Here is a 2,227-nt window from a genome sequence, read left to right as displayed (position 1 = left end):
AATGAAGCAGGAACGAATCACTAGAGGCTCGTCGTGGAGTGATCCACGGGGGCAGGTGATGAAGACGCCGGATGACGTGGCGGAGATGTTGCGCCTGAGGGCGTGCGGATGGGGGCTGAAGCGCATTGCGCGCCAGCTGGGCTGCAGCCATCACACGGTGAAGGATTATATTGCGGCGGGCGGGGTGAAGCCGTTCAAGTCGCCCGAGCGGCTGAAGCGGCTCGACGGCCTTGAGGGTTGGCTGCGCGAGAGGTTCATTCGCCATCGCGGCAATGCGGACGTGGTGCGCCAGGACCTGTTGGCCGAGAAAGGCGTGACAGTCAGCCGGCGAACGCTGCAACGCGCGGTACAGCCCTATCGTCAGGCGCTGAAGGCGGAGGCGCTGGCGACGATGCGGTTCGAGACGCCCCCTGGCCGGCAGCTGCAGATCGACTTCGGAGAGCGCCTGGTCGAGATCGGCGGCGCGAAGATCAAGGCATTCGTGTTCGTGGCGACGCTCGGGCATTCGCGGCGGGTACATGTGCGTGCGTTCCGGGCCGAGAAGCAGGAGCACTGGTTCGCTGGGCTCGAGAGCACATTCACCACCTTCAGCGGTGTCCCGGAGGAAGTGCTGATGGACAACCCACGCGCACTTGTGGTGCGCCACGACGTCGGCAGCCGGTCGGTTCAGTTCAACGACAGGCTGATTGCCTTCTCGAAGCACTGGGGCTTCCGGCCTCGCGCCTGCGCACCATATCGGGCACGCACGAAAGGCAAGACCGAGAATGGCGTCGGCTACGTGAAGAAGAACGCGATCGCGGGTCATTGCTTCGCGAGTTGGGAGGCGTTTGAGGCACATCTCGCCAAATGGGAGCGCGAGATTGCAAACGTTCGTATCCACGGCACAACCGGCGAGGCGCCCATCGTCCGCTTCGCGCGAGACGAAGCACACCGGTTAAAACCGCTCGGCGGGCAGCCCTCCTTCGGATCATTGCGCGAACTGACCCGGATCGTCGGCAACGATTGCGCCATCGAGATCGACACGAACAGCTACTCGGTGCCGTGGCGGCTAATTGGTGAGCGCGTGGCGGTGACCGTCGCAGCTGGCGAGGTGCGGATCCGCCATGGTGTGCATCAGGTAGCGGTCCACGAGCAATCGAAGGGACGTCGGCTGCGTATTGTCGATCCCTCCCACCTTGACGGGGTCGTCGGGCGCAATGGTGCGGTCCGCCGATCAGAGATTGCGGCAACGCCGGCGCCTGGGTCGTCTCCATCACCCTCGTTGTTGCGTCCGCTTACTGAATATGAAGCCGTGATCGGAGGAAGCTTCTGATGACGCGCGCAAAGGCAACCGAAGTACCGACTGATCCCCTCGATGCTATGCTGGCGCGGTTACAGCTCTCCGGCATCCGCGATCAGCTCGATAGCCTGCTCGACGAGGCAGCGCGCGCGAACCTGTCGGCACGTGAGACGCTGATCCTGCTGTGCGAGCGCGAGATCGCACGCAAGGATCATCGCCGCATCGACATGGCGCTGAAGCTCGCACACTTCCCAGCCGTGAAGGAGCTTGCTGGCTTCGACTTCGAGGCGCAGCCCTCGATCGATCCCAGGCAGATCCGCGACTTGGCCGCGTCACGTTGGATCGCCAACGGCGAAAACGTGCTGCTGCTCGGCCCGCCGGGCGTCGGTAAGACGCACTTGTCGATCGCACTCGGGCGAGAAGCGATCCTGGCCGGTTACACGGTGCAGTTCACCACGGCGACGACACTGGTCGCTGGCCTCGCCAAGGCGCATGGCGAGCGGCGCCTGGACGAGAAACTGCTCGCGCTGGCGAAGCCAAAGCTGCTGATTGTCGACGAGCTCGGCTACCTGCCGCTGGAGCCCGATGCGGCGCATCTGTTCTTCCAGCTGGTCAGCCGCCGCTACGAAACCGGCGCCATGCTGATCACGTCGAACCGCAGCGTTGCCGAATGGGGCACCGTGTTCGCCGACCCGGTGGTCGCCACCGCGATCCTCGACCGGCTCTTGCATCACAGCCACGTGCTGACCATCCGCGGCGACAGCTACCGGCTCCGCGCCAAGCGCAAGAGCGGCCTCATCAAGCCGCCCGCCGCTGACGGCCCTCCGGTCGGCTCCGCCTCCCTCCGTCCCGTCAGCGGCGGAGCCAACCTTCAACCAACATCATGAACCCGAGGGTGGGGGCAGTTCTTCATGACGCAAAGGGGGCAGTTCCGGATGGCGTTTGACA

General features: G+C 64.6%; 2 protein-coding genes. Both read left to right on the top strand.

The annotated features are described in order from the left end of the window. Position 1: 1 nt before the first annotated feature. Positions 2 to 1,312 (top strand): IS21 family transposase, encoded by a 1,311-nt coding sequence (istA, locus tag J6525_RS46220; RefSeq protein ID WP_225649585.1) that lies wholly within the window; start codon positions 2 to 4, stop codon positions 1,310 to 1,312. Then, positions 1,312 to 2,166, top strand: coding sequence for an IS21-like element helper ATPase IstB (gene istB, locus J6525_RS46215; RefSeq protein WP_225649584.1), 855 nt, complete (start codon positions 1,312 to 1,314; stop codon positions 2,164 to 2,166). The genes istA and istB overlap by 1 nt, the downstream gene beginning before the upstream one ends. Positions 2,167 to 2,227 lie beyond the last annotated feature (61 nt).

It is taken from the genome of Bradyrhizobium australafricanum (assembly GCF_020329495.1).
GTDB lineage: Bacteria > Pseudomonadota > Alphaproteobacteria > Rhizobiales > Xanthobacteraceae > Bradyrhizobium > Bradyrhizobium australafricanum.
Note: the sequence above shows the minus strand (reverse complement) of the source record. Positions and strands in the feature narration are given on the sequence as shown.